General features: G+C 61.6%; 16 protein-coding genes and 1 pseudogene. 8 read left to right on the top strand and 9 right to left on the bottom strand.

All coding sequences use genetic code 11. The features are described 5' to 3' along the window. Positions 1–9: 9 nt before the first annotated feature. From BMYO_RS01730 to BMYO_RS01710, 4 genes are all read left to right on the top strand, one after another. The gene (locus BMYO_RS01730) at positions 10–2,292 is read left to right on the top strand and encodes an exo-alpha-(1->6)-L-arabinopyranosidase (protein ID WP_143249089.1); all 2,283 of its coding nucleotides are present in this window, start codon (positions 10–12) and stop codon (positions 2,290–2,292) included. A gap of 240 nt (positions 2,293–2,532) precedes the next feature. Then, complete coding sequence (locus BMYO_RS01720; protein WP_169834014.1) at positions 2,533–3,102, top strand: MarR family winged helix-turn-helix transcriptional regulator; 570 nt, start codon at positions 2,533–2,535, stop codon at positions 3,100–3,102. A gap of 136 nt (positions 3,103–3,238) precedes the next feature. Then, positions 3,239–5,131, top strand: a complete 1,893-nt coding sequence (locus BMYO_RS01715) for an ABC transporter ATP-binding protein (RefSeq protein WP_233428065.1) — start codon at positions 3,239–3,241, stop codon at positions 5,129–5,131. Further along, positions 5,128–7,152, top strand: a complete 2,025-nt coding sequence (locus tag BMYO_RS01710; protein ID WP_094666869.1) for an ABC transporter ATP-binding protein — start codon at positions 5,128–5,130, stop codon at positions 7,150–7,152. Before BMYO_RS01715 ends, BMYO_RS01710 begins: the two co-directional genes overlap by 4 nt. Positions 7,153–7,608: 456 nt before the next feature. On the opposite strand, the gene BMYO_RS01705 is transcribed toward BMYO_RS01710, so the two are convergent. Further along, complete coding sequence (locus BMYO_RS01705) at positions 7,609–8,187, bottom strand: DnaB-like helicase C-terminal domain-containing protein (protein ID WP_233428006.1); 579 nt, start codon at positions 8,185–8,187, stop codon at positions 7,609–7,611. Positions 8,188–8,359: 172 nt separating this feature from the next. Next, positions 8,360–9,193: an alpha/beta fold hydrolase gene (locus BMYO_RS01700; RefSeq protein ID WP_158216928.1), complete on the bottom strand. Its 834-nt coding sequence runs from the start codon at positions 9,191–9,193 to the stop codon at positions 8,360–8,362. 248 nt (positions 9,194–9,441) lie between these two features. Here BMYO_RS01700 and BMYO_RS01695 point away from each other — a divergent pair, with 248 nt between their 5' ends. Beyond that, on the top strand, positions 9,442–10,455 hold the full coding sequence (locus BMYO_RS01695) for an alpha/beta hydrolase (protein WP_094667051.1): 1,014 nt from the start codon (positions 9,442–9,444) through the stop codon (positions 10,453–10,455). 78 nt (positions 10,456–10,533) lie between these two features. Here BMYO_RS01695 and BMYO_RS01690 read toward each other — a convergent pair whose 3' ends face one another. The 4 genes and pseudogenes from BMYO_RS01690 to BMYO_RS01675 all read right to left on the bottom strand — a co-directional run. Continuing rightward, a complete protein-coding gene (locus tag BMYO_RS01690; RefSeq protein WP_233428005.1) occupies positions 10,534–13,029 on the bottom strand; it encodes a glycoside hydrolase family 31 protein in 2,496 nt (831 codons plus the stop codon). A gap of 115 nt (positions 13,030–13,144) precedes the next feature. Further along, a complete protein-coding gene (locus BMYO_RS01685; protein ID WP_094666865.1) occupies positions 13,145–13,969 on the bottom strand; it encodes a carbohydrate ABC transporter permease in 825 nt (274 codons plus the stop codon). Beyond that, complete coding sequence (locus BMYO_RS01680; protein ID WP_094666864.1) at positions 13,966–14,850, bottom strand: carbohydrate ABC transporter permease; 885 nt, start codon at positions 14,848–14,850, stop codon at positions 13,966–13,968. The genes BMYO_RS01685 and BMYO_RS01680 overlap by 4 nt, the downstream gene beginning before the upstream one ends. A gap of 221 nt (positions 14,851–15,071) precedes the next feature. Further along, positions 15,072–16,379 (bottom strand): annotated as a pseudogene (locus tag BMYO_RS01675) (extracellular solute-binding protein); the annotation flags it as partial. Between the two features lie 281 nt (positions 16,380–16,660). Here BMYO_RS01675 and BMYO_RS01670 point away from each other — a divergent pair. From BMYO_RS01670 to BMYO_RS01660, 3 genes are all read left to right on the top strand, one after another. Then, entirely contained in the window at positions 16,661–17,860 is a 1,200-nt protein-coding gene (locus BMYO_RS01670; RefSeq protein ID WP_094666862.1) for an IS110 family RNA-guided transposase, read from the top strand. Positions 17,861–18,344: 484 nt separating this feature from the next. Beyond that, positions 18,345–19,379, top strand: a complete 1,035-nt coding sequence (locus tag BMYO_RS01665) for a LacI family DNA-binding transcriptional regulator (RefSeq protein WP_094666861.1) — start codon at positions 18,345–18,347, stop codon at positions 19,377–19,379. Between the two features lie 80 nt (positions 19,380–19,459). Further along, the gene (locus BMYO_RS01660; protein ID WP_233428004.1) at positions 19,460–19,609 is read left to right on the top strand and encodes a hypothetical protein; all 150 of its coding nucleotides are present in this window, start codon (positions 19,460–19,462) and stop codon (positions 19,607–19,609) included. A gap of 127 nt (positions 19,610–19,736) precedes the next feature. On the opposite strand, the gene BMYO_RS01655 is transcribed toward BMYO_RS01660, so the two are convergent. From BMYO_RS01655 to BMYO_RS11415, 3 genes are all read right to left on the bottom strand, one after another. Beyond that, positions 19,737–20,081 (bottom strand): type II toxin-antitoxin system PemK/MazF family toxin, encoded by a 345-nt coding sequence (locus tag BMYO_RS01655; protein ID WP_094666860.1) that lies wholly within the window; start codon positions 20,079–20,081, stop codon positions 19,737–19,739. After that, on the bottom strand, positions 20,078–20,347 hold the full coding sequence (locus BMYO_RS01650) for an AbrB/MazE/SpoVT family DNA-binding domain-containing protein (protein WP_158216927.1): 270 nt from the start codon (positions 20,345–20,347) through the stop codon (positions 20,078–20,080). Before BMYO_RS01650 ends, BMYO_RS01655 begins: the two co-directional genes overlap by 4 nt. 923 nt (positions 20,348–21,270) lie before the next feature. Next, on the bottom strand, positions 21,271–21,843 hold the full coding sequence (locus tag BMYO_RS11415; protein ID WP_158216926.1) for a transposase: 573 nt from the start codon (positions 21,841–21,843) through the stop codon (positions 21,271–21,273). Positions 21,844–22,110 lie beyond the last annotated feature (267 nt).

Here is a 22,110-nt window from a genome sequence, read left to right as displayed (position 1 = left end):
AGAGGCATCATGAGCGAAACCAGCACGACCCCGTCCTACCCATCCGTCAGCGATCTCACCCTCGAGGAAAAGGCGTCCCTGACCTCCGGCGGCGACGCCTGGCACCTGCAGGGCGTCGAGCACAAGGGCATCCCCGGCTACATGATCACCGACGGCCCCCACGGCCTGAGGAAATCCCTGGCCTCCAACACCAGCGAAACCGACCTCAACGACTCCGTGCCGGCCACCTGCTTCCCGCCGGCCGCGGGCCTATCCAGCTCGTGGAACCCGGCGCTCATCCGCGAGGTCGGCGAGGCGATGGGCGAGGAATGCGTGCAGGAGAAGGTCGCCGTGATCCTTGGGCCCGGCGTCAACATCAAGCGCAACCCGCTGGGCGGCCGTTGCTTCGAGTACTGGTCCGAGGACCCGTATCTGGCCGGTCATGAGGCGGTCGGCATCGTCGAGGGTGTGCAGTCCAAGGGCGTGGGCACTTCGCTCAAGCATTTCGCCGCCAACAATCAGGAGACCGACCGCCTGCGCGTGGACGCCCGCATTTCCCAGCGCGCCCTGCGCGAGATTTACCTGCCGGCCTTCGAGCACATCGTCAAGACCGCCCAGCCGTGGACCATCATGTGCTCCTACAACAAGATCAACGGCGTCCATTCCGCCCAGAACCATTGGCTGCTCACCGACGTGCTGCGCGGCGAGTGGGGATTCAAGGGCATCGTCATGTCCGACTGGGGCGCCGACCACGACCGTGTGGCCTCGCTCAACGCCGGGCTCAACCTCGAAATGCCGCCGAGCTACACCGACGAGCAGATCGTCTACGCCGCGCGCGACGGCCGTATCGACCCCGCGCAGCTCGACCGCATGGCCCAGGGCATGATTGACCTGACCAACAAGGCCCGCGCCGCGATGAGCGTTGAGAATTACCGCTTCGACGTGGAGGCTCACGACGAGGTGGCGCATCAGGCCGCCGTCGAATCGATGGTGCTGCTTAAGAACGAGCACGCGATCCTGCCTCTCGCTCCGGCCGCCGACGGGCGGGCTGACGGCGCCGCTGCGATCGCTGTCATCGGCGAATTCGCCCGCACCCCGCGCTATCAGGGCGGCGGCTCCTCCCACATCACCCCCACCAAGATGACCTCGTTCCTCGATACGCTCGCGGCGCGCGGCATCAAGGCCGACTTCGCCCCCGGCTTCACGCTCGACCTCGCTCCCGCCGACCCGGCGCTCGAGACCGAGGCCGTCGAGGCCGCACGCCGCGCCGAAACCGTGCTCATGTTCCTGGGACTGCCGGAAGAGGCCGAATCCGAGGGCTTCGACCGTGAGAACATCGACATGCCCGCCAAGCAGATCGAGCTGCTGCGTCAAGTGGCCGCAGTGAACCCGAACGTGGTCGTGGTGCTGTCCAATGGCTCCGTCGTCTCCGTGGCGCCGTGGGCCAAGTACGCCAAGGGCATTCTCGAGGCGTGGCTGCTCGGCCAGGCCGGCGGGCCGGCGCTCGCCGACGTGATCTTCGGCAAGGTGAGCCCGTCCGGCAAGCTCGCCCAGTCCATCCCGATGGACATCAACGACGACCCGAGCATGCTCAACTGGCCCGGCGAGGAGGGCCATGTGGACTACGGCGAGGGCGTGTTCGTGGGTTATCGCTACTACGACACCTACGGCAAGGCCGTGGACTACCCGTTCGGCTACGGCCTGAGCTACGCGACGTTCGAAATCGGCGGCGTGGCCGTGGCCAAGACCGGTGCCAACACCGCATCCGTGACCGCGACCGTGACCAACACGTCCGACGTGCCCGCCGCCGAAACCGTGCAGGTGTACGTCGCGCCCGGCAAATCCGACGTGGCCCGCCCGGTCCATGAGCTCAAGGGCTTCGAGAAGGTGTTCCTTGGAGCCGGCGAATCCAAGACCGTGACCATCGAGTTGGACGAGCGTGCGTTCGCCTACTGGTCCGAGAAGTACGGCGATTGGCATGTGGAGACCGGCGAGTACACGGTCGAGGTGGGCACGTCCAGCCGTGACATCGCCGCGACCGCGACCGTGGCGTTGGAGGGTGATGGCAAGTCCATGCCGCTGACCGAATGGTCGTCCTTCGGTGAATGGTCCGCCGATCCGGTTGGTGCCAAGGTGGTCGAGGCGGTGGACGCCGCCGGCGAGCGCGGCGAGCTGCCCAAGCTGCCGGACAACGCCATGATGCGCCTGTTCCTCAACTCCATGCCAATCAACTCGCTGCCCACGCTGCTGGGTGCGGCCGGCAAGGATCTCACCGCCTTCATGCTCGAGGAGTACGCCAAGCTGACGAAGTAGGTCACGCGCTCGCTCGTGTGCATGCCGAGGGGAGTCCGATGGGTTTCGGGCTCCCCTCAGCCGTATGCGGTGGCTTGTGGCTGATTTCTTCTGTGCTGGGGCTGTTTGCCTTGGGATGGCAGTTTTCGCGACACGCCGATTGTTGTATATGGAACTGTTGTATATGGGACGTAATACCATGCTTCGTTGCAGATAGGGTGCATATAGGGTGCATAAGCAACAGTCGCGAATGGAGGGGTTGTGGACCGTCGTATCCTCAGCTTCGATTTGCGGGCGCTCGTCAAAGCGGTGAACCGGTATCTTGGCGAGACGATGCCGGAATCGGCTCGCATCGCCACCGGCGGGAACGCACATATCATCATGTTCCTTGCCCGCAACCGGGATAGGGACATCTACCAGCACACCATCGAGCAGAAGTTCTGCATCAGCCGGTCCACGGCCTCGCGCGTGCTGGCGTTGATGGAGAAGAAAGGGCTTATCGTGCGCGAATCGGTCGCCCACGACGCCCGGCTCAAGAAAATCGTGCTCACCGAGAAGGCGGATGCCATCGTTGCCGACCTTACGGCGAATGGCGAGCGAGTGGAGCGTCTGCTGTCGAGGGGATTCACCCCGACGGAGACCGAGCAGCTCATGCAATATGTGAAGCGTCTGCGGGACAACGTGGACGCGGCGCAACGGGAGTTTGAGCGTGAATCCGAGCGCGATCCCGAGCGTGAATCCGAGCGGCTCCGCTATGCCTCCGAGCCATCCGATTGTGATGTGGAGCACAACATGAAGAACGATACGAAGGAGGAGATGAATGAGCGATAAGACAATCGATGCGACTCCCGATACGCCCAATGGCGCAGGTGCCAGCGCCGCCGCGACCGAGGCGGCGATCGAGAAGTCCCGCAAGGCCGTCGAACCGGCCAAGCCGAAGCACATCCTGCGCACGCTGGCCGGGTCCATGCGCGAATACACCAAGGAGAGCCTGCTCGCCCCGGTATTCGTGCTGGTCGAAAGCATCCTGGAGATCGTCATCCCTACGGTCATGGCCTCGCTCATCGACCAGGGCATCAGCGGCGGTTCCATGCCAGCCATCGTCAAGTTCGGCCTGATTCTGCTGATCTGCTCGCTGGTCTCCCTGAGCTGTGGCTTCTTCGCCGGCAAGTACGCCGCCATCGCGGCCGCCGGCTTCGCCAAGAACCTGCGCCACGACCAGTTCGAGCAGGTGCAGCGCTTCAGCTTCACCAACATCGACCGGTTCTCCACCGGTTCGATCATCACACGCCTGACCACCGATGTGACAAACCTGCAGATGGCGTACGGCATGATGATCCGCATGGGTGTGCGCGCCCCGATCATGGTGATCGTGGCGTGGATCTTCTCGTTCCGCATCAGCTCGAGCATCTCCATGGTGTTCCTTGCCTGCATCCCGATCATGGCCATCGGCCTGTGCGGTCTCGCGGTGCTGGTGCATCCGGTGTTCGAGCGCGTGTTCCACACCTACGACACGCTCAACAATGTGGTGGACGAGAACCTGCAGGGCATCCGCGTGGTGAAGTCCTACAACCGAGAATCCTTCGAGATCAACAAGTTCGACCGCATCTCCAAGCGCATCTTCAAGGACTTCCGTCTGGCCGAGCGCATCATGAGCTTCAACAGTCCGATCATGATGTTCTGCGTCTACGCCTCGATGATCCTCATCTCCTGGCTGGGCGCCCAGCAGATCGTCGCCTCCGGCAACAACGCCGCCGTGGGACTGACCACCGGCGACCTGACCGCCCTGGTCACCTATGCCATGCAGATCCTCATGGCCATGATGATGCTGTCGATGATCTTCGTCATGATCATCATCTCCCAGGCCTCCGCCGAGCGTATCTGCCAGGTGCTGCAGGAGCAGAGCACCGTGAGCGACCCGGCGGCTCCGGTGACGACCGTGGCGGACGGGTCCATCGAGTTCGACGACGTCACCTTCCGCTACTCCGACAGCTCCGAGAAGCCCGTACTCGACAGCATCAACCTCACGATCCCCTCCGGCGCGACCATCGGCATCGTGGGCGGCACTGGCTCGGCCAAGTCCTCGCTCGTCCAGCTCATCCCAAGGCTGTACGACGTCTCCGCAGGTTCGCTCAAGGTGGGCGGCCGCGACGTGCGCGACTACGACCTCGAGGTGCTGCGCGACCAGGTGGCCATGGTGCTGCAGAAGAACGTGCTGTTCTCCGGCACCATCGCGGAGAACCTGCGCTGGGGCGACCCGAACGCCACCGACGAGCAGATTCGCCACGCATGCCAGCTCGCGCAGGCCGACGGCTTCATCCAGGAGTTCCCGGACAAGTACGACACGTACATCGAACAGGGCGGCACCAACGTCTCCGGCGGCCAGCGACAGCGCCTGTGCATCGCCCGCGCGCTGCTCAAGAAGCCGAAGATCCTGATTCTGGACGATTCCACGAGCGCCGTGGACACCAAGACCGACCGACTGATCCGCGAGGCGTTCCACCACGAAATCCCGGACACCACCAAGATCATCATCGCCCAGCGCGTGGCCTCCGTGCAGGAGTCCGACATGATCCTCGTGATGGACGAGGGCCGCATCATGGCCCGCGGCACCCACGAGGAGCTGCTCGCGACCTGCGACGAATACCGGTCCATCTACGAATCCCAGACCCGCAACACCGCGGCCGGGCAGGCCGAGCTCGAGGCGCGGGCCGATGCCGGGAAGGCGGTTGAGTCCGTCGGGCATAGTGAAGCCGGCCGTACTGAGCAGCGTGCCGAGCAGCGTAACGAGCAGAGCACTGGGCAGAGCGCTGAGCAGCGCGCTGAGCAGCGCACCGACCAGAAAGGAGAGACGCGATGAGCGACCAGCAGAAGCAGCAGAACTTCCGTAACCGCAAGCCGGCGATGGGCAAGGCCGCGCCCGGCACCACCAAGCGCATCTTCGGATACATCCTGCAGTACCGGTTGCGCGTGGTCCTCATTGTGGCGTGCATCCTCATCGGCGCCGCCGCCCAAGCCGGTTCCGCGCTGTTCCTCCAGTCCCTGATCGACTCCTATATCCTGCCGATGGTCGGCCAGACGAACCCCGACTGGGGTCCGCTGCTGCGCGCGGTCACCCTGATGGGATGCCTGTACGTGTCTGGCATCGTCGCGAGCTGGCTGTGGGTGTGGCTGGTCGTCACCGTCGAGCAGGGCACGCTCAAGAAGATCCGCGACGACATGTTCGCCCACCAGCAGCACCTGCCGATCCGCTACTTCGACACCAACGAGCATGGCGACATCATGAGCCGCTACACCAACGACACCGACACCCTGCGTCAGGCGATCTCGCAGTCGTTCCCGCAGATGTTCGCCTCCTTGGTCTCCGCGCTCGCGGCCATCGTCTCGATGCTGTGGCTGTCCGTGCCGATCACCCTGTTCGTGCTGCTGTTCACCGTGCTGCTGTTCTTCATCGTGCGCGCGGTCGTCTCCCGCGCCGGACGGTACTTCGTCAAGCAGCAGCAGTGGCTCGGCGACGTGAACGGCTTCGTGGAGGAGTCGGTGAACGGCCAGAAGGTCATCAAGGTGTTCAATCACGAGGACACCACGCAGAAGACCTTCGACGAGAAGAACCGTGAGCTGTTCGAGGCGTCGGCCGAAGCGAACACTTGGGGCAACGTCACCATGCCGATCGTGGGCAACATGGGCTACGTGCTCTACATTCTGCTCGCCATCGTGGGCGGCGCCATGGCGCTCGCCGGTGTGGGCAACTTCGGCCTGTCCGGTGCAGGCCCGCTCACGCTGGGCACGCTGATTTCGCTGTTGACCCTCTCCCGTTCGTTCATCAACCCGCTGGGCCAGGTGTCGATGCAGCTCAACATGGTGATGATGGCTCTGGCCGGCGCCTCCCGCATCTTCGCGCTGATGGACGAGCCGGTCGAGACCGACGGCGGTACCGTGACGCTGGTGAACGTCGAGCTCGACGAGGACGGCCGCACGATGCGCGAGGTCGATCACGAGACCGGCCACTGGGCGTGGAAGCGCGAGGCCGGCGACGACGGCACCCGGTCCCTCAAGGCTGCCGAGAAGCTGCGCGGGTCCGCGCGCGAGGTGGCCATCAAGGCCAGGGAGCAGGCCGTCACTTCGCCGGACGGACGACTGACGCTGCTGCGCGGTGATGTGCGCTTCACCAATGTGACGTTCGGCTACAATCCGGACAAGCCGGTGCTGCACGACATCACATGGTTCGCCAAGCCCGGTCAGAAGGTGGCGCTGGTGGGTGCCACCGGTGCCGGCAAGACCACGGTCACGAACCTCATCAACCGGTTCTATGACATCCAGGAAGGCCAGATCCTGTACGACGGCATCTCCGTGGCGAACATCCGCAAGCCCGATCTGCGCCGTTCGCTGGGCGTGGTGTTGCAGGACGTGAACCTGTTCACCGGTACTGTGATGGACAACATCCGGTACGGTCGTCTGAACGCCACCGACGAGGAGTGCATCGAGGCGGCGCGTCTGGTCAATGCGGACGGCTTCATCCGCATGCTGCCGCAGGGGTATCAGACGGTGCTGGAGGGTGACGGCTCCGGGCTTTCGCAGGGTCAGCGCCAGCTGATCTCCATTGCGCGTGCCGCCGTGGCCGATCCGCCGGCGCTGATTCTCGACGAGGCCACCTCCTCGATCGATACCCGTACCGAGGAGGTCGTGCAGGCCGGCATGGATGCGCTGATGAAGGGGCGCACGGTCTTCGTGATCGCGCACCGCCTGTCCACCGTGCGCAACTCCGATGTGATCATGGTGCTCGACCACGGCCGCATCATCGAACGCGGCTCGCACGACGAGCTCATCGCCCTCAAGGGCGAGTACTACCAGCTGTACACCGGCGCGGTGGAGCTGGAGTAGCGGGGCTGGAGTAGTCGTGCTGGGTGATGCCTGGTTGCTCTCCATCGGCTTGGCGCTTGGCTGCGTGGTGTTGGCCGAGTGGCGCTTGGCTGAGTGGTGTTGGCTGAGTGGTGTTGGCTGAGTGGTGTTGGCTGAGTGGTGTTGGCTGAGTGGTGTTGGCTGAGTGGTGTTGGCTGAGTGACGTTGCTGATGGAGACGGACCGGTGTCGGTCGTGTGAGGTACCGGTTGCGGCACCGATTACGGACTGGTTGCGGTACCGTTTGCGGACTGGTTTGTGCGCGGTCCGGGTCATCTTGCGGGGTTTGTGCTGGGTGACTGTGGCGCAAACTGTGGCGCGCGCCCAGTAGCGGGCCGGTAACGGGACGAAACGTAAGTTTCAAACGAAGTAATGTTACGTTTCGTCCCATTTTGACACCCCGAAACGGGACGAAACGTAACATGGCCTCGTCGCTGACTTACTTTTCGTCCCGTTTTTCGTATGTCGGGGCGGCTGGCAGGGGAGTCTCGTTCAGGCGGTTCCACCGTTCGTCCGTCACGCCGTCCAGGTATCTGCCGTGATTCAGCGTCGTCATCGGGATGTCCGTCCCGGCGGAGACGACGTGCTGCGCCAGCTCAGCGGAGCTCATCGTCGAACTGAACACGACCGTTGCCATATGATGCCGCAATGCGGCGGCCCGTGCGAAATCCAGTCCGAGCACCGACTCGCCCATGCCCGGCCGTCCCGCGATGAGGACAAGCTGTCCGGGCCACAGGCCTTGGATGGCCGAGTCGATGTCACGGGATCCGGTGGGGACGCTGTCCTGCTTTCCCTGCTGGATCTCGTCGATCCGCTCGAGCAGATCGTGCACCAGCGAGCCGATGGTTTCGCATCCGGAAACATTGGAGGGCGCCGGCCGTCCCGTGCCGCCGGAGGCGGGGTTCGTATCGTGCTGCGGATTCCCGGCGGCATCCCGCCGCATGCCGGTTTCGGAATCCATACTGGTCCCGGTATCGGCGCAAGGATGGTTCTGCGGGGTCTCGTTGATGTTCGTCATGGCTGCAGCATAGGGACGCGGTTTCCCTGCCGGTACATTTCTACCGGAATTGAAAGAGCGGGGATCGCTCCCGTGGCAGAAGGCGTATTCATGCCATGTCCGCGGCCTGCCTGACAAGAACATCCGCCGGCCTCCGCGATGGGGACGGGCGGGGCCGGCGGACTGCGATGGGTCACTTGTCGAGCGAGTCGAGGAACTGGTCAAGCCTTGTGTTGAATTCGTCGGGATACTCGTAGGCCATGAGGTGTCCGCCCATCACGTAGGTGGGGGTTTCGGGGCATTGCTTGTTGTACCAGGATTCGGCAATGTCGGCCCAGTGCTCGGCGATGTACATGAGGGTCGGGATCCTCCTGGCGGCCTCCTTGGCGATGTCGAGGTAGTTGCTGAAGATCGCGTTGCAGAACAGTTCGTGGACGATCCAGTAGGGCGTACGCCGGCCCATGTCGAGCAGGTATTCGAGTTCGTCGGGTTCGGGCGTGTGCTGGAGCATGACCTGGGTGAGGTACTCGTACCAGAACGCGGAGGCGCCTTGAGGGTTGGTGAGCACGGTGGACGCGGCCTCGGACAGTTCCGGGATCGTGCCCTCGGTCCAGGCAGTGGGGTCGGGGTTCATGGGCAGTGGGCTCATGTCGATGGTGACTGCGCCCCTGACGCTGTCGATGCCGTTCTGTTTGAGGTAGGACCAGACCTCGAGGTTGCCGGTGGACCATCCGACCAGCACGATGTTCTTCAGGCCGAGTCCCTGGGTGAGTTTGATGAGGTCCGTGCCGTGGGTGACGTAGTCGTTGCCGTGCACGGTTTTGGTGGACAGGCCCTGCCCGCGCGGGTCCACGGCAATCACGCGGTGGGTCTTGGAGAAGTGCTCGATCTGGTGGGTGAAGATCTCGCCGGAGTAGGACAGCCCGGGGATGAACACGATGGCGTCGCCCTCGCCCCTGTCCAGGTAGTGCAGTTCGATGTCCGTGTCGACGGTGAAGTACTTGCTTTCCGTTCTGTCCTTGGCCATGCGCCGGCCCCCTTCTGTTGTTGCGGGCATCCCTTGCCCGCATGACTAAATCTAGTGGGTGAAGGTTACGGGCATGTGGGGGAGTGGGGGCGGTTCGGGTTCCTGTTGGATGGTGGTCGGTGTGAGGTGGTCCTGGGTTCGGGCGTTGGAATCGGCCGATGATGGCGTCGTGCGGATGCGGCTGGTTTCCGGTAGACTGTCGTGTTGTGGCAGGCTCGATGATGAGTCGAATGCTGGAGGGGATTGGTATGGAAGTTTCTGTTGCCGGTGATGATGTTGAACTGTTCCGTTCGTGGACTCCCGTTGATGAGGATTTGGACGGGTTGGACCGTGCGGCGCGGGAGATGATCCTGCGGTTCCGTCTCGGCTGTTGTCGGACGGATCGCAACCGCATTCCCTATTACGGTCCGGCCGGGGACGTCGATGAGTTCAGGGATATCCCGTATATCGAGGATGGTATGCGCGCTCATCTGCTTGACGCGTATATCCCGCATGAGGCCGTCGTCAGGGCTGGGCGCAGCCTGCCCGTGTACATCGATGTGCATGGTGGTGGGTTCGTCTATGGATACAAGGAGTTGAACCGGAATTTCTGTCTTGCGTTGGCCCGGCGTGGGTTCGCCGTGGTATCGGTCGGCTATCGTGTGTTTCCCCAGGCTGATTTTCTGGGCCAGTTGCAGGATGTGAACGCTGCGGTCAATTGGTTGTCCGCGCATGCCGGGGATTATCCCATCGATATGGGCCGTGTCGGTATCACGGGTGATTCGGCCGGTGCGTGTCTTGCCTTGTTCACGTTGGCGATCCAGGGCGATGCGGGGCTGATTGACCGTGACGGGTATGGGTTCGGTCCTACGGGGCTGCGGTATGGTTTCCTGGTGTCGGGGAAGTATGATCTGGGCGTGTATGCGGGTGGAGGTTCTGGCGTCGAGACGGCTGAACCGGACATGGTGCGGGTGATTTCCGGTGACTTGTTCGGGTCCTTTCTGGATGCCGCCGATTGGGATCTGGCGTTGTCGCTGAGAGGACTGGCCCGGTGTGGGATGCCTCCGCTGTTCTTGGCCACGAGCTCGGATGATTTCCTCCAGTGCGAGACCTTGGCGTTGGCGGCCGAACTGGCCCGTGTGCCGGTGGATTTCGAGCTCCATGACCCGCGTCCCGCCAAGGGGGAATCACTGGGGCATGTGTTCCCCGTGGGCATGCCGTGGCTGCCGGAAAGTGGCATTGTGCTGGACCAGGCGCGCGACTTCACCTACGAGGTCATGTAGACGGGATATGGTTCAGAACGGTTTGGCGAGTGGTGTTGTCCCGTGACCGTTGGCGATGGTCACGGGACAACACCGGCTTCAGGAGCGTAGGAGGATTTCCTGGATGGCTGCGGATACGGCGTCCGGCATTTCGGTCACCCAGAAGTCTTTGTCGTAGCGTGGGCCTCGGTTCATGGTGCGGATGGCGCTGATGGCGTCGACTCCAAGCTCATGCACGGCGTTCAGTGCGAGCTCCTTGGTGCGGTACAGCATCTGGGCGTGCAGCAGCAGGTCTGTCACATCCTGCTCGACCGGATTGGCTGCGATTGCCGGCCCATCGTCTATCACGATGGACAGCATGGATGTCGATGGGACATCCGGGACCGTGACTGTCAGGCTCAACCTGCCTTCATCATATGCAACGAGTCCAGCCGAATCGACTGGGTGATCGTCCACGGTGACATGGACGGCGGTTGCGTTGGATGGCGCCACGCCACGGAACACCACCGACCACTCGCGTGTGGATGGTAGTGCGTCGATGGCGCCGGATGCCGGTTCTATCGAGAATCGGCATCCGTTTCCCCACTGCAATATCATCCTCGTGTCAGCGGTTGGTGCAGCCGGCGTTCCGTCGTCCTCATGCATGGTGAATGTGCCATTCGCGCCGGGGAATACCAGCACACGCAAAGCCGATGGATTCATAGTTGAGTTGATGTTCTCGCCATCCGGCAGTTTCTGCAAAGGTATGATGGCTCCGGCCTTGGCGAACACGGGGATGCGGTCGATTGCTCTCCATGCTTCGAGGCGTCGACCGTTGGCGGCGGATGACGTGTAGCGCCGGCCGTCGAAGAAGTCGAACCAAGTGCCCTGTGGAAGCCAGACATCCGCCCGGCCTCTCATGGCTGCCTTGTCGTTCGGAGTGACCACAGGGGAGACGATGAGTTCGGTGCCAAAGCGGAACTCATCCGGCACCTCGTATGCGTCGGGGTTTTCCGGCGCCTGCCAGTACATCGGTTCGATCAGCGGACGGCCCTCGACGGCCGCGCGCCAGTTCATCGAATACAGGTACGGGATGAACTCGTGGCGCAGACGCAATGAGTCCACCATCGTATCCGAGATCGTGTGGCTGAAGTTCCACGGCTCCTTGCCGCTGAAGGGTGAGCTGCTGGAGTGGAGGCGGTTGATGGGGCTGAACGTGCCGAGCTGATACCAACGGGCCTCGAGCTCCTCGTCGCGGTAGCCGAACATGTGGCCGCCGATGTCGTGGCTCCACCAGCCGTATCCGATGTTCGAGGCTGTGGCGGTGAAGTACGGCTGGAACTTCAGCGACTCCCAGGTGACCACCGTGTCCCCTGAGAAGCCCACCGGGTAGCGGTGCGAGCCGGGGCCCGCGTACCGGGAGAAGGTCAATGGCCAACGGCCGTCGCGCCCGGAGTCGAGGTAGTGCATGTGGTTGAGCATCCACAACGGATCCAATCCCTTCTGCCGCGTCACCCCACCCTGCTGCCAATCCAACCACCAGAAATCCACTCCTTCGTCTTCCATGTCATGGTGCATGGCGAAGTATGCTTCCATGAAAACTGGATTCGTGAGGTCGAACTCCACGGACTCCTTCGTCTTCGGGTCGATGCCCACTTTTTCTGCGATTTCAGGGTAGGCCTCCTCGTAGGCGCGGATGCCGTCGCGCGGATGCACGTTGAGCGTGGTCCTGAGGCCGCGCTCATGCAAATTGGTCAGGAACTCCGAAGGATTGGGGAATAGCTTCCGGTTCCATGTGTATCCGGTCCAGCCGGAGCCGTACTTGGGGTCCACATCGTCCACGAGATGCCAGTCCATGTCGATCACGGCTGTCGTGAAAGGAATCCCCTCGTTCTTGAATCTGTCCATCAATGCAAGATACTCGTCCTGCGTGTAACGGTAGTAGCGGCTCCACCAGTTGCCGAGCGCGAAGCGCGGCAGCAGCGGGGTCGGACCGGTGAGCCGGTAGAAATCCCGTACGGCCTCGATGTACCGGTGACCATAGCCGAAGAAATACAGGTCGGTTTCGGTATGGGTGCGTGGGACGACCCAACTTCCGAACGGATTGGGCTTGCCGTTCACCTCCTCGCCTGTCGTTATGACATTCGATGCGGAGTCGTCGATGATCGCCCATCCGTCCCGTGATATCACGCCTTCGCCGAGCGGGATTTCACCATCCGCTTCATCGAGCGTGCGTGCCGTTCCTTTGAGGTTTCCCTTCTGCTCGTCCCCGTAATGCCAGGTGTTGAACTGCGAGTTGGAAACTCCCTTTACGACGACGCTGAGGCCTTCTTTGCTGAAGGGAAGCTTGTCGTACGTGATGTACAGGGCCGCGGTGTCGATAATCACCCGGCCGTCACGTTCCGTGACCGTGAAACGGGGCGCTGCCCCGAAATCCCGGTTGAAGACGGTTTGTGTGGGATGGTCCTCGAAGATCCCGCTGTCCGACCATTCGAAGCGGACCAGAGAGTCCGTGATGATTCCGATGCGCCAGTGATCGCCGCTGATAAGCGAATCCGATTTCATGGTTGGATTCGCGGTGATGCGGAAGTCGTTTGGATTGGGTGATTGAGACATGTTTCCCCCGAGTTTGAATCTGGATGAGGAGAAATAACGTTGCGATGCCGATAGGGGTTTCGTCCCGTACCGGGATGGTTGAGGGTTCCCGGTATGGGACGAAACCCCTATCGTATTACTTGCCGGAGCCGGTCGCGATGCCGGCGATGAACTGCTTCTGGAAGATCATGTAGACGATGATCACGGGGATGATGGCCAGTGAGGTGGCCGCGAACAGGCCGCCGTAGTCGGTGCCGTATTGGCCGTTGAAGGCCTTCAGGCCGACGGCCAGCAGCTGCTTGTTCTCATCGGTGATCATGAGGAACGGCCACAGGTAGTCCTCCCAGTTCCACAGGAACGTGAAGATCGCCAATGCCGCGATGGTGTTGTGGCTCATTGGCAGGATGATGCTGTGGAAGATCTTGGCGTCGGAGGCGCCATCGAGCTTTGCCGCTTCGATAAGCTCGTCGGAGATGCCGCCGATGGACTGGCGGAACAGGAAGATGCCGAAGGCGCTGATGAGGCCGGGCAGCACCAGCGAGGAGTAGGTGTCCTGCAGGCCCCAGTTGGTGAACATCTCGTACTGGGGGATGATGGTCACGGCCCAGGGGATCATCATCGTGCTCATCACGATGCCGAACAGTAGGTTCCGGCCGCGGAAGCGCATCTTGGAGAACACGAAGCCGAGCACGGCGCTTGTGTAGATCGCGATGACTGTCTTGACCGTCGCCACGAACAGCGAGTTGGCGAACAGGCGCAGGAAGTTGAACTTCTCCTGGATGTTGATGTAGTTCTCGACGGTCGTCGGGGCGGGGAACAGGCCGCCTGTGACCTTGACGATCTCACTGTTCGGGGCGAACGAGGAGATGAGCATCCAGATGAACGGGACGATGGTGATGAAGGCTATGACGAACAGGAATATTGTCAGGATGATTCCCGCGATGTTGTGCTTTTTTTTCATGACAGCTCCGAATCTCCCGAAACCTTGAACATGACGAGTGTGAGGATGCCGGTGAACAGGAACAGCACGACGGCCTGGGCCGAGGCGACGCCGAAGTTGTACTTCTGGAACGCCTGGTCGAAGATCAGGTAGCTGATCGTGTACGTCGAGGTTCCCGGGCCGCCTTCGGTCATGACGAGGATCTGCACGTATGCCTGCAGGTAACTGATCAGCGAGGTGATGACGATGAACAGCGTGGTGGATTTCAGCAACGGCAGTGTGATCTTGAAGAAGATTTGCACGGAGTTCGCGCCGTCGATTGCTGCGGCCTCGTACACGTCACGTGGCAGGTTCATGATGCCGGCGAGATAGAGGACGGTCGCGTAGCCGAAATCCTTCCAGATGGTCATGATGATGATTGCGGGCATGGCCCATTTGGTGTCGTGCAGCCAGTTGATATTCAGCCCCGTGACTTTGTCGATCATGCCGAACTGGGGGTCGAACATCCACATCCAGACGAAGGAGACCGCCACGAGCGGCGTGATGGTCGGCATGTAGAACAGGCCGCGCAATGTGTCCTTCTGCTTGACGATCTTGGCGCTCAGCAGCAGTGCCAGTCCCAGGCCGAGGACGATACGGAAAACCGTCGATACCCCGGCGAACACCACCGTGTTCAGCATGGACGTCCAGAACAGCTTGTCGGTGAGGATCTGTGCGAAGTTCGCAAACCCCACCCACTCGTAGGTGCCAATCAGCGGATTCCAGTCGTGGAGGCTTCCTGCGAACGCCTTGTAGATTGGATAGGCGAGGAAAATGGCGAAATACACTACCAGGAAGGTGACTGCGATGTTGCGCAGTGAGAAGATGCTGCCGAGCGTCGATCCGATTTTCTTGTTCTTCATTGGATCTCACCTCGGACCAATGGTGTGGTGACTGGTTTCATGCCATGACTCCTGTTTGATCGGATTACGTTGTCCGAATGATTGCGGAACCGGTCTTTCGCTCCGACGTGAAGACCGGGATTAGGGGAAACGACCGTGGCGGGGAGGAAAGGGATGTGGAAACCCGCCACGGTCCGGATGGTTAGGCCATCAAGGGCGAGGGCCTAGGTCTATCGGCTGGGTTACTTATGCTCGTCGAAGAACTCGTACTTGCTTTCCCTCGACTTGAAGTCGGAGCTCTTCATATCAGTGTCCATTTGGCTCTGGGCCTCCTTGAGAGCCTGATCAACGTTCATGCCGTTCTGGAACACGTTCTGGAACGCGGTCTTGCCGCTGGTCTCCACCGTGGCGGGCGCCGGGCCGGGCCAGATCAGGCGATCGACGCGAGGCTGGATGGCGGCCATGACCGGCTGTGCGAGGATGTCCTCATCCTTCTGGAGGCTCACCTTCGCGGGGAACGAGTTGAGCTCCTTGACTGCCTCGCGAATGTATTCGTCGTTTGCGAGGATGAACTTGATGAAGTCCTGGGCGACGGCCTGCTGTTCCTTGCTCTGGCGTCCGTTGACGCCCGGTGTGGACTCGCCGTTGTAGCGGTCGTAGGCGAACGGGGTGTCGGTGGAGAAGGTCGGGGTCGGGAAGATTCCGTACTCGATATCCGGGTACTTCTCCTTCAGGGTGCCCTCCATGTGGCCCCATGCGTAGATCATCGCGGTCTGACCGTTTCCGAAGCTCTGGGTGTAGTCGTTGCCGAAGTCAATGGATCCGACCTTGTACTTGTTGTACAGGTCCTGGAGGAACTCCATGTTCTCCTTGGTGGTGGCGTTGTCGTAGTTCGCCTTGGTGCCGTCCTCGCTGAACAGCAGTTCGTCCTTCTGGTAGTTGAGACCCTGGTAGATGGCGGAGTAGGCGTCACCGTTGAAGTTGAAGCCCGCCTGGGTCATCTTGCCGCCATCGGTCTTGGTGAGCTTCTGCGCGACCTTGATGAATTCGTCCCATGTGGCCGGGATGTCCGCGTCAGTCAGTCCGGCCTCCGCCCAGAGCTTCTTGTTGTAGTACATGTTGCCGGTGTTGATCACGGAGTCGATGTACTTGACCTTGCCGTTGTCGTCCTCATGGACGGATGCGGTGCTGTAGTCGGCCTCGAGGTCGGCGGTGTCGATGTCGTAATCCGCGGCGTAGGGGCGGATCAGCGAATCATAGGAGTTGTGGATGTTGAAGATCGCAGGGCCGTTCTTGCCCTTGAGCGCCAACGGCAGCTTGGTCCAGTAATCGTCCCAGCTGACGTTCACCGTTTTGATCTTCACGTTCGGGTAGATCTCCTCGTACTTCTCGATCATCGCGTAGACGGGGTCGGTGCCCTTGCTGCCCCAGCTCCAGTATTCGAGATTGATCGGCTTGCCGTCGTTGACGAGATGGTTCGGGTCGTACTTGATGGTCTGTCCCATCACCTCGAGACCCTTGTCCGCTTTCGTGTCGGTGGTGCCGGACGCGGTGCCAGCCCATTACCATGTTTGGTAGGTCCCGAATGGTCGGGGCCGGGTCGTCGGTTCCGGTATGACTTTCCTGCCCTGTCGTTGATGATCCGGGGGGTGTTGTCGCCGGGAGCGGGGACGTTCGCAGACCGCTGATAGGAACCAGGCCGGCCGCATGGACGCTTCGGGGCGCATGGCGCAGGTCTCCCTGTAATGTGGGTGCGGCGCGGGCGTCCGGATCCCCTTTTCCCGAGGGTTCCACGGCGGCCGAGGAAGACCTCGTGACGGGAGGGACGACGATGACACCGGACGACATCGACGTGTGGGTCGGGCTGGACGTGGGCAAAAGCGCGCACCACGCGCACGCCCTCGACCATGACGGGAACACCCTGTACGACAAGCCGCTCAGACAGGACGAGAAGGCCATCCGCACGATGCTGGAGAAGCTCTCCGAACACGGGCGCGTGCTCCTGGTCGTCGACCAGCCCAACACCATCGGCTCCCTGCCCCTGGCCGTGGCCCGGAGCATGGGCATACCGGTCGCCTACCTGCCCGGCGCGGCCATGCGCAGGACCGCGCAACTGCTGCCCGGCGCCGCGAAGACCGACCGGAGGGACGCGTACGTGATCGCGTGGGCCGCGCTCAAACTCCCCGAAAGCCTCAGGGACGCGGGCCCGGACGACGAGACCCTCGCCGCCCTGAAGATCCTCGCGGGCCACGACGAGGACCTCGCCCACGAATCCACCCGCCACATCAACCGCCTGCGCAGCCTGCTCCTGCAGACCCACCCAGCGTTCGAACGCGTCCTGAAGGGCGAACGCGCCACCCGCGACGCGACCCTCGCGCTGCTCGAACACTACGGCGGCCCCATGGGCATGAACAGGGCCGGCATCGAACAGGTCAGGCAATGGGCCAAGGACAAGGGGCTGCGCGCCGGACGCATCATCGACGACATGTTCAGGGCCATCGGCGAACAGACCGTCACCGTGCCCGGCACCGCCATGGCCGAAACCATCATCCCCTCGATCGCCCGCGACATCAAAACCATCAAGGACCGACGACGCGACATCGCCGCGCAGGTCGAACGCCTGCTGGACGGCCACCCTCTTCTCACGGTCCTGACGTCGATGCCCGGGATAGGCGTCAGGACCGCAAGCAACATCCTCCTCGGCATCGGCGGCGACGCCGCCCGCTTCAAATCCGCCGCCCACCTGGCCGCGTACGCCGGCATCGCCCCCGTCACCAGCCAATCCGGCACCAGCATCAAAGGCGAACGGCCAGCCCGCGGCGGCAACAAACGCCTCAAGAACGCGCTATGGCAATCCGCGTTCGTCGCCTCCACCAAACACCCGTCATCCATCGCCTACTACAAACGCAAACGCGAACAAGGCAAACACCACAACGCCGCCATCATCTGCCTCGCCAGACGCCGCTGCGACGTGATCTACAGCATGCTCAAGAACGGCACCCTCTACCAGGAACAAACCCTCGCCGCCTGAAACCAACCAACACCAGCCACGGCAACCAACAGCCAAGGCCAAGGCGAAGCACGCCCATCACAACCAACCCGGACACGACACAACAACCCCCGCAAAGTTGACAAAAACATAGGAACACCCCCCCACACGCTGCGAGGGAAAGAATGCTCACGGTTGCAGCAGCTGCGGCGAACGCTTTCCTGATATTCATTTTTCTCCTTACTTCGTTGTAAATCCTTGCGGATAAGAACAGGATAACAATGGCGAATCGAGTTGGCAAGCTTGCCGTCGATGGCATGTAAACCGTTGCAAATGCAACCCGTTACATTTCAACAAATGTGAGCGTAAACAGTAGTGATTCATACGGCGTGTCGCAAATGTAAACCGTTGCATAGGATTTGCAAGAGAAAAAGCAATCGCCATATAATATGCCCATCGCAGGCTAAAGTCTCAAAGAGGAACACCGGCACTGCATTGGACGAATCCGACGGAAAGGGGAGCGGGCATGAAAGCCAGCATCGACGATGTCGCAAAAAGGGCCGGGGTGTCCACGGCGACGGTGTCCCGGGCCTTCTCCCGCCCCGACATGGTGTCCGAAAAGACCCGCACCAGAGTCATGGAAGCGGCGGAACAGCTTGATTTCTCCGTATCGCGCACTGCCGGCATCCTCAAATCCGGGCGGTCCTACCGTGTGGCGCTGCTGGTCGGCAGCGGCAAGATCGAATGGTTCACCGCAAGAATTATCGAAGGCCTCAACGAAATACTCCGTGAGGCAGGGTACGATCTGGTCATCTACCCCATAGGGGATACGGACGCGCGGAAGAGCTTCTTCTCTGACCTGCCAGTACGCGGCAACGTCGACGCCGTGGTCGTCTCCTCATTCGCCATCAGCCATCCGGAGATCGAACGGCTCACCACCACGCGCGTTCCCCTGATCGGTCTCAATATCACCTCGGATGATTTCGACGCCTCGGTCAGAATCGACGACAGGGCCGGCATCAAGCTGATCGTCCGCCATCTGGCCGCCCTCGGGCACCGCAACATCCTGTACATGTACGAGCAGTTCACATCGACACTGGGATTCAGCTCGTTCAACCGCATCTATGGATTCACCGATGCGGTGAACGAAATCGAGGGATTGCGTGGCCGTACGGTCGCCGTTTCACCGGGGGACAGCATAGTCAACGTTGCGATGTCCGAACTGTTCGCCTCGGATGACCCTCCCACGGCCATCTGCTTCCATCAGGATTCGCAAGCCATACCGTTACTGTTCAAGTTGCGCCGTTATGGGGTCTCCGTCCCGGACGACGTGTCGATTACGGGCTATGACAACAGCACCTTCGCCGAAGACGCCGGATTGACGACTGTACGGCAGAAACCATATGACATGGCCGTGGAAGCGGCAAGGAAAACCCTGGCGCTCATCGAAGGACGGCCCATCAAAGTCGACCACGAGATTTTCCCCGTGCAGCTTATTGTGCGTGATTCCACCTCGGGCCCCCGTCCTGCGGGCCTTAGCAAGATCGGGGTCTGCGACTGATTGGGAATCATCGCCTTGGTCTGAGGAGATTGGTCTGTGGCAAATACGACCTCCTCAGACCAAGTATCCTTCGACGGGACATGCTGCTGAACTGCATATGGGGCTCCTTCAAACCCACCTTCGGTCTGATCGGCTGGGACGAGGACACCTTCGAACGCAAGCCCCGCCCCTCGCTCAACTGGCTCGGCGCCATCTCCCGAACCGGCACCGCATTCCACCCGCTACGATAGGCGTCATCGCGATATCCCACGCCAGTCAAGAGAATATGGCCGACCGCGTGATGAGGCGATTCCCGATATCGCCTCATCACGCGGTCGGCCATATTGGTTGTCTCTTCCAAAAAAAAGGGGAGGGGAGTCAGGCGATGCAGGCGAGTATCATGCCGGTGATCCGGTCCATCTCGTCGCCGGGGACCCAGCCCACGGTTTCTGCGTTGCGGGCCTTCAGGTCGAGCGCTTTGAGCTGCGCGACCTCCACGAATCCCTCGATGGTCCCGTTCATGGAGATGGGGTGGATCGGCAGATGCAGCGGGTACCCGTTGTCCTGCGACGTGATGGCGCATGCGAGCGTCAGATTGCAGGTGCGGCTGAACTGCTCGTTGCCCACGACGAGCAGATAGCGTCGCTTGCGCTGCTCGTGCCCCGCGGCCGGGTCGAGGTCAGCCACGACGATGTCGCCGCGACGGTATCCGCTGCCGGTCATAGCTCCTCCCGTCCCGCCGGCGCGGCGAATCCGTCCTCGGTGGCCTGGGGAGCCTGATATCCGGCGAACAGTGCGTCGAGGTCGGGCAGGGTGTAGCGGCCGATTCTTCTGGCGGCTCCGGTGGCCGGGCGGATGATGATTGCGCCGTCGCGCGTCTCCAGACTCACCGTCGTGCCCTCGTGTATGCCGGTGGCCTCCCTGATCTCGCGGGGGATGCGGATGCCCTCGCTGTTGCCCCATCTGGCGACCGTCGCGGTTGCTTCCATGACCGGACTTCCTTTTGTATATCCATAAGGATATACATTTCTGATTCGTCGGCCAATACGTGCGCCCAGAAGGCTGGTTTTCTTCATCGGGTCAGCCATTGCGGCCTTCCCCGCCGCGCATCCTACGGGGTGCAAGGGTCCCTGTCTTCACCGCACGATCGCCGTTCGCCGTCGCGGGCGGCATCCACGTCTTATAAAACAGGGAATTCAAGTATCGTAAAATCGTGAATCGGTAAGTTGTAAAACAGGGAACGATGATCTCGCGGCATCCCCAATCCGGGGGATTCCAACCTCACCATGCGCGTACGAGCTGACCTGTGGGTAGTCCCCTGCTCAGACGTGGACGTCCGTTGCGTCGTCGGTCATCTCCTGACGTTCGGGATTCGACGGTGGTGACGACTGCGTCATGCTCGCCGTGGGCTGACCTCTACCGGTGTGCCTCTCCGGACCGGTCCGCTCCGGTGTCGCCGTGCCGGTTGAGCAGCGTGCGTTCCGCCCTGAGCAGGGTATCGCGCAGCGCCTGCGGTTCCAGCATGGTGATGCGCACGCGCCGCTGTTGGTGTATTGCAAAGTTTGGTTCGGTCGGCGGCCGCCATGTCCCTCTTCGGGGTGTAGGCCGCGACCAACTTGTGGCATACCGGCGTGTATTTGCGTCTGCCGGAACTCATTCCCCACCTTGGTGAAGTCCACGAGGGCGTACGAATCGTATTCGTTGCGAGTGAACTCCTCGGCGAAGGTGGATTTGTCCACGCGCCGGTCCTCTAAGTCAGCATGACGGTCTGTCCCTCGCTTGACTGCTTCCATTCGACCAGCCTGTCGTATGCCTTGCGACGTAGCATCGTTTCTCCCTATGATTGCATGTTTCTCGGGGATAATCACACCATGGGATTGCATATTTATGAGGCTTCTGCTGTTTTCGTGGGTTAGGGGTTGGGTTTCGGTAGTCGGATGTCGAGGCCGCCGCATCGGAGCATGACCAGGGCGATGAGGTTGTTCACGTGGTGGAAGCCGTAGGCCATGCGGATGGTGACCTTGATCCGGTTGTTGAACGCCTCGAGCCTGGCGTTGGAGTAGCCGAGCTCGATCGTCCTGAGGATGTCGGGCCGCCGTCTGCGGATTTTTTGGGAGAGTTCGACGATCTCGGGGATGCGGCTGTGGGACGCCCAGAACACCCAGTGCCTGAGCTCCGCCGTGGCCTGTCCGAGCGGGTGCTTGAGCAGGTTCCTCAGCAGTTCCTTGAGCCGCCATGCGCGGTAGAGCTGGCCCTTGGGGTCCGTGTTCCCCAATGCGGCGAGGGATTCGTCCTGCCGGTCGGTCAATCGGTCCGGGTTCTTCAACACGGCGTATTTGACGCCGCGCATGCGCTTCGCCCCCTCCTCGTCGCCGTCGCGTCTCGCGTCGTTCCAGAGGCGTTTGCGGACCCCGTCGAGCGCGTCGGTCATCCAGCTGACGATATGGAACCCGTCGAGCACGCGCTCCGCCTTGTTTTGTTTCAATGTTTGTTCGACAGGTTTGGCAGTGTTTTTCCGCAGTGTAGGCTGATGGTTTTCCTCAGGTTTGGCAGTACTTGGTAGTGGGACGTCGGTTCGCCTGTCTGTATATTCCCGAGTTGCAATTCGTTTTGGTTTCGGCCGGTTGCCGCTGGCCGAAGGCTCGGGAAGGAAAGGAACATGGCGATACCGATGCCCATGGTGCAGGATATCAGGAGACTTGATCGGCAGGGATTGTCCCGCGCGCAGATAGCGCGGCGGCTGCATGTCGAT

Source organism: Bifidobacterium myosotis (assembly GCF_002259745.1).
GTDB classification, from domain to species: Bacteria; Actinomycetota; Actinomycetes; order Actinomycetales; family Bifidobacteriaceae; genus Bifidobacterium; species Bifidobacterium myosotis.
The sequence above is the reverse complement of the archived record's forward strand: the minus strand, read 5'-3'. Positions and strand labels throughout refer to the sequence as shown.

Bases quoted from the DNA above. Each gene is read 5' to 3' on its own strand.
- BMYO_RS01730 (WP_143249089.1), top strand. From the start codon at position 10: ATGAGCGAAACCAGCACGACCCCGTCCTACCCATCCGTCAGCGATCTC.
- BMYO_RS01715 (WP_233428065.1), top strand. From the start codon at position 3,239: ATGCGCGAATACACCAAGGAGAGCCTGCTCGCCCCGGTATTCGTGCTG.
- BMYO_RS01710 (WP_094666869.1), top strand. From the start codon at position 5,128: ATGAGCGACCAGCAGAAGCAGCAGAACTTCCGTAACCGCAAGCCGGCG.
- BMYO_RS01705 (WP_233428006.1), bottom strand. From the start codon at position 8,187: ATGACGAACATCAACGAGACCCCGCAGAACCATCCTTGCGCCGATACC.
- BMYO_RS01700 (WP_158216928.1), bottom strand. From the start codon at position 9,193: ATGGCCAAGGACAGAACGGAAAGCAAGTACTTCACCGTCGACACGGAC.
- BMYO_RS01695 (WP_094667051.1), top strand. From the start codon at position 9,442: ATGGAAGTTTCTGTTGCCGGTGATGATGTTGAACTGTTCCGTTCGTGG.
- BMYO_RS01690 (WP_233428005.1), bottom strand. From the start codon at position 13,029: ATGTCTCAATCACCCAATCCAAACGACTTCCGCATCACCGCGAATCCA.
- BMYO_RS01685 (WP_094666865.1), bottom strand. From the start codon at position 13,969: ATGAAAAAAAAGCACAACATCGCGGGAATCATCCTGACAATATTCCTG.
- BMYO_RS01680 (WP_094666864.1), bottom strand. From the start codon at position 14,850: ATGAAGAACAAGAAAATCGGATCGACGCTCGGCAGCATCTTCTCACTG.
- BMYO_RS01670 (WP_094666862.1), top strand. From the start codon at position 16,661: ATGACACCGGACGACATCGACGTGTGGGTCGGGCTGGACGTGGGCAAA.
- BMYO_RS01665 (WP_094666861.1), top strand. From the start codon at position 18,345: ATGAAAGCCAGCATCGACGATGTCGCAAAAAGGGCCGGGGTGTCCACG.
- BMYO_RS01660 (WP_233428004.1), top strand. From the start codon at position 19,460: ATGCTGCTGAACTGCATATGGGGCTCCTTCAAACCCACCTTCGGTCTG.
- BMYO_RS01655 (WP_094666860.1), bottom strand. From the start codon at position 20,081: ATGACCGGCAGCGGATACCGTCGCGGCGACATCGTCGTGGCTGACCTC.
- BMYO_RS01650 (WP_158216927.1), bottom strand. From the start codon at position 20,347: ATGGAAGCAACCGCGACGGTCGCCAGATGGGGCAACAGCGAGGGCATC.